The 9,279-nt window shown below is 58.9% G+C and carries 3 protein-coding genes; 2 read left to right on the forward strand and 1 reads right to left on the reverse strand.

Features of this window, described 5'->3' with window-relative positions; translation table 11 throughout:
• Window positions 1-175: 175 nt before the first annotated feature.
• Window positions 176-6,061, reverse strand: coding sequence for an ATP-binding protein (locus LC060_RS20810; protein ID WP_226638624.1), 5,886 nt, complete (start codon window positions 6,059-6,061; stop codon window positions 176-178).
• A 473-nt stretch (window positions 6,062-6,534) separates the two neighbouring features.
• On the opposite strand from LC060_RS20810, the gene LC060_RS20815 reads away from it, so the two are divergent.
• Window positions 6,535-6,822: a hypothetical protein gene (locus LC060_RS20815; RefSeq protein ID WP_226638625.1), complete on the forward strand. Its 288-nt coding sequence runs from the start codon at window positions 6,535-6,537 to the stop codon at window positions 6,820-6,822.
• 11 nt (window positions 6,823-6,833) lie between these two features.
• On the forward strand, window positions 6,834-9,014 hold the full coding sequence (locus LC060_RS20820; protein ID WP_226638626.1) for a nuclease-related domain-containing protein: 2,181 nt from the start codon (window positions 6,834-6,836) through the stop codon (window positions 9,012-9,014).
• Window positions 9,015-9,279 lie beyond the last annotated feature (265 nt).

The following is a 9,279-nucleotide window of genomic DNA, read 5'->3' on the forward strand; positions in this document are numbered from 1 at the left end:
CTCGAGTTTACGTACGCCTGACGGCGCCCGAAACCCTTCGACCTTCGCGACGGTCGGCTTCGGAGCGACAATTTTAGGATAGCTGCCGTTCCCGGCTTCCGGCACCGGTGTCGGCTCGCGCTGACAGAGCGGCCATTCTCAGCTTCGGATTAGCTCGTTGAAAGCTGCCATACATTCAGGTGCTAGCCGGTGGTGCGCCGCTTCTCCAGCTGGAACTGCCCTGTTCCTTGGTGTGGTGAGCTCTCAAGTCGCGCCATCGGAGGATCTGCAACTCGGGGAGGTTGCCATAGCTTCTCAGTTGAGCAAGGCCTGCCTCACTTAGCTCAACCCGTTGCCCCTCGGCCCAGCGCGCGTCGTTATGCGCCATTTCCTGTTGCCAACCGTCGCGCCAAAATCGCGTTGCCGCCATGACGTGACCGTCTTGGTTTAGAAAAACGAAAGGATCACCTCGCGAGTGCTGCCAGCCCAGGCTCTTAGCTAAAACGGGGTCGAACATCAGGATTTCGGATCGCTCGCCGACTAGCGACACTCGCAAGTTTCTCACCATCGGTGGGGGGGTATTAGGCTCGACGTCAACTATACCTCCACAAGACCAGAAAACCTTGGGAAGTTGGCCGATCGCTCCATCTAGATCATCAGTGGTGCCGATCCTTACACCCCGGACGACGAGCAGCCCCTCGCTGAACAGTGAGCGCGATTCCAGCGCCGCGAAGCGTGCCCATTCACCAACTACTCGTTCGGAGCTAGTCAAACGTTGGATACCCTCCGCCTGCAGCCAATCCTCGGCGCGTGCACTCCAGCGCTCCTCAGGCAACGTCGGCCAGTCTAAATCCGCGGGCCTTGCCGACACGCTAGTGCGGGGCGGCAAGAGCGGACCGCCGTCGAGTCGATGGAGCAGCAGGTCAAATTCGACCTGCGACAAAGTCCCAGCGCGCCAATGTTCGCCGACTATCACGCGCAGCGCACGGATGCATGCCCCGATATGCGGGCGAACAAAGGGGAGTCGCAAGCCGAGCGCACCGAGCCGGATTCCAAGCTCTTTGGTAGCGTTGGCGCCGTAAGCGCCAACGCCGCCCCATCCAGCGATCAGCTGGGCAGCGCGGTGTCGGATGTTCGCGACCGATACGCCGGAATAGTCCGCCAGCATCTCGATCCAGCTCTCAAATCCTTCTGTCCAGGCGGCGGCATCGTCGATGACCGGTCCCAGCGACTCCGCATCGCGCAGACTTCTGCCCGTGGCGGAATCGAGCGGTGGCAATTGTAGCCCGTAGATGGGCGGCAGTTCGATTTCCGGTACCTGCGCGGCGCCGCCCCATATACCGCTCAATATTTCCGCCAGCACTGCGACGCACCCGTCCTGATGCTCGGCCAGCCTATTCAGCTTGTTCTTAATTGATTGTGTGATGCCATCACAGCTTCGCGCCTCAAACAAGAGGCGGAGGCCGAACAACGCGTTTGGCCCGTCGCCCTCGACCAGCTTTTCGCAGGTCCGCGAGAAGACAGCTATCGCCTCACTCGATTCCACCTGAGCGAGTTCCAGCAGACCGGCAGCCGCTTGCTCGAGTGGATCGGAAACGCCCAACTGCGCAGCGTCGAGGAACAGAAGAACGAGCAGGTCGAGATCGTCTGCCTCCTCCCCATAGCTGCGGGGGATTTCCATGGCTTTTTGATAGTCCCGATATTCAGGGATCTGTTCGTCGAGGCGCGCCCAAAGTGCTGCCCAATCGATTGCCTCGAACAGCAATGGAAAGATGTCGTCGACGCCCCATAACGCGCTGCCCGTGCCGTGGCCGCCTGCGGCAAGGTCACGCAAGAAATCTTCCCGGGCGCGGCTATGCGCGTCGGGACAGCCGAGCAGGTGCCGCGCTCGATGATGGTTGAGTAGGTTGCTGTCTGCCCAGCCGCCCCATCCCTGCCGAGTCTCGGTGCCGCCTAATAACAGCGCTTCGGCATAGCCACGCCTGCCTGCTGCGAGCGCGGTACTGGCAAGAGCGGTCTTCACTGGCCGGTCGCGAACGAGCTCGGGATTTCGGGCGGCGAATGCCTCGGCTTCTTCCCAAGTCTTATTCGCGATGATCCTGCCTATCCGCTTGCCGAGCTTGTAGTTGACGAAATCACCATAATGGACACTCGTCTGCGCTTCGCGCCTGGCGCGCTCCACGGCAACCGCGCGCTCGACATCCTCGAAGGATTTGAGTTGGAAATAGTCAGGGAGCGCATCTTTGTCCTGAGCAGGCTCGGCATTCCAACGGTCAATGGCCAAGTCCACCCTTGGAGAAGTATAGTCGCGATCAGCCAAACCGTCCCGGAAAACCCGGAGGAGCTGCGCTCGCTGCGATGGTTTGGCATCGCGTTCTAGGCTGGTGACGATCATTCGCTCGATGGCGGTGAGCGTTTCCTGAGGCGCTGCGGCAGCGAGATCACGCAGGAACTGTCCGGTACGAGTCAGGCTGTTATAGACTTCCTCATAATAGGGAAGCGCGAGCGCTGACCAAGTGATGGCGAGCGGGATCGCAAGATCCGGGCGTCGTCGCAAAATCCCCCGAGCAACCGCGTCGACCAGCGCATCCCAATGCCAAACGCCCGATTCCTTTGCCCACCTATAGGCATCCCAAGCCGCTGCCGTGCCACTTGCGATCGAATCGACAAGCACCGATTTTGCCATGCGCCAGGCCTGATCATGCGCATCGCTATCGTCGACACCGGCCGTAAGCCGCAGCATCCGAAAGGCACGATCGGCCGAACCGGACGGATCCGCCCGATTGGCGGCTGTGAGCACACCTTCCCATAGCTGATAGAGCCCGTCCTTCTTCGCCGCGAGGTAACAACCTAGCGATTTTTGCCGCATCATGTGCAGCAGCTCGCGTGCTCGCTCATGCAAGCCGATATTGCCGAAGGCGATCGCGAGCTCGGAAAGCAAGTCGATCGCCTCTTGCGGGGAACGGGCATGGCCCAGTCCGGCATGCGGCCTTTCTAGGCGGCCGACCGCGGCGGCAGCATCGCCATCGAATGCGAACATGGTTTCGGCGAATCTGCGATGGATTTGCGGGGTTTGGCGGAAGCTGCAAACAGGCAATTGCAAGCATGCATCGAACTCGGCCGCAAAGCCGGGCGCAGCATCAGGCACTAGTCGGACCAGCTTGCAGATGGCATCGAATAATGGTTTGTCGGCGTACCGGAGGCGATAGCCGAGCAGCACATCATCGTGTCGATTGGTTACTGCGCCTGCCAGAAATGCCAGCGACGCCTTTATTTGTGCCACGATCTGCGAAGACGCAACCGGGCGCTCCGCCCTGACCTCCCCGATCAGCGTGCCTAGCCGCACTGCTTGGGCTTGCACTCCGCGGAACAGAAATTCTTTCGGAAGCGCGGGTTGAGCCGGCGTCTCGCCAAGCTGGCCTGCGATCGCTGTATAACCGAGAATGGCGTCGACTGCGTTCTCGACCTCATCCGACTTGTGCTCGAGACCGGTCATGTCTGGGACTGCGGCCCTTGCGAATAACCGTCGCGCAAGTTCGTGATCGTTGCCAGCAATCGCGATGCGGGCCGCATGCAGATGCCAGCTGTCGTGCAGATTCTGCCCTTCGGACAAGGTCGCATACGCGGCCACGCATTGGAGCGCTTCCTCGGTACGCGATGCAATCATCTTTGCTTCTGCGCTCTCAAGATGAAGGATCGCGAGGTGGGCGCCTCGGACTACTCGATGCTGCGTCGCAATTTCGGTGATTTCCCGGTCGGGATCATGGCGCACGATCGCGCGCGCAAGCATGTAGCGCAACTCGAGGAGGTAGTCGTCCCGCGTCCTGCCGGAGAACGAATCCTTATCACTGCCCTGTTTGCCGATCGGAAGGCGGATGCGCCGTTCGATCTGTTCTTCTTCGAGAAGCACGACTGCGAGGTCGGCCCAGGCCTCCATGGCTTCTCTAGTGTCTTGGCCGTGGCTTTCGTCGAACCATTTCCATGGATTCTCACTGTCGAACAGCAGACGTGCCCTGTCTACTTGGCCGTCGTCGAGCAGGGCATCGATAACAAGCCATTCATCGCCAGCGACATGATTAGAATCGAGCTGAGCAACCGCCATGTCGAGGTCGCCTGCTGCGATCTGCGCCGTGACGATCCGCTCGGCCATGGTCAGTGCGTCTTGGCGTCGCCAGATCTCGTCACGGGCGAGCATAAGGTCAAACAAGGCTGCGGGATTGGGATCGGCACCGAGACAGACTACAGCGTCCCCGATATCGTTGCTCACCTCATAACTGCGTCGACCATCGACAAACTGGCCAACAAAGTACCGGCGGCTGACCAAGGCTGCGGCTTGATCGAGATCGCCAGCGAGAAAGCGGTACCGGAATTCAAGGAAGCGCTGGACGCTTGTCTGCGGCGCTGATCCGGCCAGTTCAGCCAGGCCCCGATAAATGACAGGATCACTGAACGCCGGGTCTGACTTGCCATAGAGCGTGATGCGCTGCTGACGCAGGAAAAGACGGAAGCTGTTGTGAAAAATCCTCCAAGCGCCACCGCCATGGTCGATCAAATGATGGGCAAGTGTGAACGCCTTGTCGACCGCGCTGCTCGACAACCATTGTGCCAGCAACTCTGGCTCGATCCGACCATCGGCGAAACTCAGTACAAAGAGGGTCTTCGAGACATCGGCGCCGGCGCCCTGCGCGTCGCGCCAAGCCTGGCGATAGACTTTCTCAAGGTCGCCATCATATTCAAAACCGCCAGCTAGGAGAGCCTCGCGCTCTTCAGGTCGGGCACTCAGGAGCTTGCCGAGTAGGTAGCGCGTCACCAACGGATGGCCGAGGCTCACCGCGAAAACCTCCGCGGGGTCGACCTGCTCGCGATCCAGGCCCACCGAGATGACCATCTCCGCCACAGCATTGTGACTGAGCGGTGCGATCTCGATCCGTCGGCCGCCATCCGATGCCTGATCACGGACCTCGGGCGGAATATCGGCGAGGTCGATCCGCTGGCTACCTAGCAAGAAGAGGACGCCCTTGGGGACGCTCTGCGGAAGTGGCAACGCGCGCAGGAAACTGGCATCGGGCCGTTCCTCGCGAGGAACATGGTCGAGGCCGTCGACTACGATGACGGTCATTTGCCCATCGGCCGCATATTGCTTGCCTGCTTGCTCGAGCAGCCTTTCGAATGTCTCCCGCTTCTGCTCGAGCGTGTCGTCCTTGGCACGCTGCGACTGATATCCGAAGCCAATGAACTGACTGTTCAGGTCATCAAGAAAATTGGCGTCGACGCCGCGACCTTGTCCCTGTGCCTCGCCAGGTATGAACGCAAGGTAGCGCGCAACATTGCGTTCGGGACTGGGCTGCACGAAGCGCTCGAGCAAGGTAGATTTGCCAGCTCCTGGGGGCCCGATCAGACAGAGATAGCCCGAGGTATGCGCGCCCAGCGCCGCTTCCAATTCTGCCTCACTCTTTTCATTGCTCTGTACATGGGCGCCAAGCGGGAACCGATGCTCGAAACGAAGCTGAAACCGGTCGGTCCAACCGAGTGCATCCAGCAGTTCGCGGCGCGTCCATCGCGTCCTGCCATCATTGCGTCCGACAAGGTCGCCCAATGTATGGGCCAGGTCATTGATCTGCGCACGAGCCGCGGCATCCTGAGTGATGAGAGATTCCGCGTTAGCCGATGCCCCGAGCGCGAATTCGAGACGGCCAAAGAAGCGCTCAAAATCCGGCTCCGTCAGGTCAGACGCCTGTAGCAGCGCTTCGATGAGCGGCTTCCACTCGCTTGATCGCCAGTCGGCCAACGACCGATCTGGATGGCGCGCCTTATCGCGAAAAAAGTCCGCCGAATCCCGCTTGGGGACTCCAAATTTACCGCGATCCGATGTCGTTGGATAATGCGACGATACATAACGCAGTTGAACGAAAAGATCAGGAAATTCGCTTTCGAGCATAGCGAAGGATGCTGCGCAGTCCGCGATGACCCTATCTGAGCCGAGCAATAGGCCCGTGACGCCCACCGGTTTAGGCTTGCCCGATGATTTGTACTGATGCCCAATGACCTTGCCCGCGATACCAATGACGAGGTCGTCGAACATGCCAGCATGATCATCTGCTAACGCTACAAATGTCAGCGTACCGTCCAATATTGCGCGATAGGCAAGGTGGGCGGAGGCGCGGTCTTGATATCTAAGCCCTAGCCTTGCTGCCCGTTCGCCGGCTCCGGATGTAAGTGCCATGGTTATGTTCGCCGATGAACGGATGAAGGTAAAGGTGGTCGACGACCTTACCTAGTGGTTAGGCTAAAGGCGCGACAGTCAGTGACAATGTCAACCGGAATGCACCCGTCAAAATGCCATCTACCCTCAAGTTTATCAGCACGAAGTCCCTCACGATCTAGTTCCCGCCGGATGCCATAGAGACTGGGGCGGCTGACGAACGGATATCCCGACGCAAAGCCATTCTCAGAACCATTAACCAGATAGCCCTCCGCAAGGAACAAAACAAGATCGTTGCAAATGCCCAGTGGCACGACTAGCCCATTCAGAATGATCAGATGAGGGAACATGACATGGTTGATGTTCACATTCGTATCTATTTTCGAGAGTCAGACGGCACGCTGGAGGATAGCCAACAGGAATTCGACATAGAGAGCTTCGCCGGAGTCATTCCAGCGATCGGTGATATGATCGTGGACCCAGGCGTGCTTCAAGGGCTCAATCGGCACGACCCAAAGAACCGTAGAGTTTGGGACGTGGTAGGACGCGTTTTCAACCCCCGCGACATGGTGGGCTATGTCGCGCTCGTCGTTGAGGAGCGAGCGCCAAACCTTGGCGAATACGGCGTCGTCGCGGGCTAATTCCCAGTATCATGGCCTCGACAGAACCCCGCGCGGAGCAGGACATCTTCGACCATCTCGCGGAGCTATGCGCCGCACCCGGCTTTGCGCACGCGCTTGCCTGGATGTCGCTGCGGGACAATTATGTGACCTTCGATGGCGCCATGGGGAGCGAGGCGCTGGCTGCCTCTTATGCGCCTGGTCGAACGGTTCGGACCGAATTCTCGACCTTACTCGGCCTGCTGATCCGCCAGCCCATTGACCTGAGTGAACCGACGCCGGCAGAAATCCAGGCATTGTTCGATCGAACCGGTACATTGCTGAATGAGTTGCATGAGCGGCTGGGCCGACCGATGTGGGATTCAATCATCGAGACGGCGAAAGCAATGCAGGAGGAAGGAGCGGAGCGTCCTTCTTCCCCATTCACTCGCGCCGATGTGCTAAGGGAACCCATCTTCTACGGCGGCGAATCCGCCTATAGCTTCCAGTATCGAGATATGGCGCTCGAACGGTACGCCGCAGACGAAGGATGGCTGACCGCGAACAAGGGTTTCTGCATCGCAGACGCGCAGGCAGTTGCCGAAGCAATCTCGGAGATTCAGACCGGCAAAATCGTCAGCGTATTATCGCGCCTCAAGGCCAAATCGCCTTCTCTTCCGTCCTTGCTGCCAGCCTTCACAACCACAATCGATGAGATCGTAGGGCATTGCGGTCTGTCGGCAAAGACAGTGCGAGCCGCGCTGGCGGCCATTAGTGTCGCGGCACCCGCTAATCAGGATTTCACTTCGCTCGGCGCATTCAACGTGGCCAACGCGTGCCCGATCGTGGCGCTCCCGGATGGGAGCTACCTCTCGCTTCAGACATACGGGATCGTTGAGTCCCTTTATGACTCTCCCTTTTATTGGATGGTCAGGGACAAATCCTATCGCCCCAAAGCCTCCGCGCACCGAGGGGCTTTCACTGAGCAGTTCGTAGCGAAGCGGTTGCGGTCAGTGTTCGGCGAGCAGAATGTTCATACCAACGTCAACATCGAAGCTGCGAATGGTCGGGTTTCCGAGATGGACGTGCTGGTCCTGTTTGGCGACCGAGCCCTGATCGTCCAGTGCAAGTCGAAGAAGATGACGCTGGAGTCGCGTAAGGGAAACGACCAGACGCTGCGCGACGATTTCCAGAAGGCCGTCCAAGACGCCTATGATCAAGGTTTGCTCTGCGCTCGCTCGCTCAGCCGGCCAGAACTGAACTTCATGAAGGAGGACGGAGCCAAGCTCGAAATTCCCGAACTGAGCAATGTCTATATCCTTTGCGCGGTCTCTGATCACTATCCGGTGCTAACGGTCCAAGCGCGGCATTTCCTCCAATATGAGGATGATGCGGTTATCCACGCCCCCTTGGTCGCCGACGTCTTTCTAATCGACGTGCTTGCTGAGATGCTCGCCAGCCCTTTGCGGTTTCTCAGCTATATCGACCGGCGGGTTGGCTATGCCGAACGCATACAAGGGACGAACGAACTCGCCATTCTGGGTTACCATTTGAGTCAGAACCTCTGGTTCGACGATGAGAATAGCGTCGCGATGGTGGCGGATCATTTTTCGCTCGACCTCGACACAGCGATGACGGTCCGGCGGGAGGGCATTCCAGGTACAGCGACGCCAAAAGGCATCCTAACCAGATTCACGGGTACACATGTAGCCCGGGTCATTGAGAAGATCGAACACGAGGCTGATCCTGACCTGATCGATCTCGGCTTCCTCCTGCTCAACATCAACGGCGATACCGTCAAACAACTCGACCAAGGGATGAAGGATGTTGCTCGGCGTACCCGTCTTGACGGACGGCCCCACGACTTCACGTTAGGGTTCGATACAGGTGATGCCGGGCTCACAATCCATTGCAGTCGGGCTTTACCGAGCGATTCGCTCGAGGCGCTCGCCAGCCATTGCCGACGCCGCAAATATGTTCACCGCGCCGACAATTGGTTCGGACTTCTCGTGCGTGAGACCGACGGATTACCCAGGGCCAGCCTCGCTGTGCGTTTCCCGTGGAAGCGGGATGCCCGCATGGATAATCTGACGCAGGGGATGGTGGTCAACGGCAACCGCAATATCTCTCAACCGAAGCCTGGCGGTCGCGCGCCAAATAGATCGAAGATTGGTCGCAACGATCCATGCCCTTGCGGCAGTGGGAAGAAGTTCAAGAAATGTTGCATAGTATGAGTTTGTTCAGGTCTCCGACTAATTCTGCGAAACTGCTAGAGGTCTGTTGAATACGAACCTCCATCAGAACTTACGAACGCAGGGGCGTATGGAACGATACTGCCTATGCATAGGCGCCTGGTGAGATATCAATCTCGACGAGCGAGCAACTGCTTTCAGGAATAGCCGGGCTACGCTTGTACGGCTCGAATGAGGCGCGAAGCTGACGCGCCGGCTGGAACGTCTGCTATCCCAATCTGCGCTCCTGAAGGCAGCCGTTCCGGGT

The organism is Novosphingobium profundi (assembly GCF_020524485.1).
Classification (GTDB): Bacteria; Pseudomonadota; Alphaproteobacteria; order Sphingomonadales; family Sphingomonadaceae; genus Novosphingobium; species Novosphingobium profundi_A.

Coding starts and splice junctions, on each gene's coding strand:
- LC060_RS20810 (WP_226638624.1), bottom strand. CDS start 6,061: ATGTTCGACGACCTCGTCATTGGTATCGCGGGCAAGGTCATTGGGCAT.
- LC060_RS20815 (WP_226638625.1), top strand. CDS start 6,535: ATGGTTGATGTTCACATTCGTATCTATTTTCGAGAGTCAGACGGCACG.
- LC060_RS20820 (WP_226638626.1), top strand. CDS start 6,834: ATGGCCTCGACAGAACCCCGCGCGGAGCAGGACATCTTCGACCATCTC.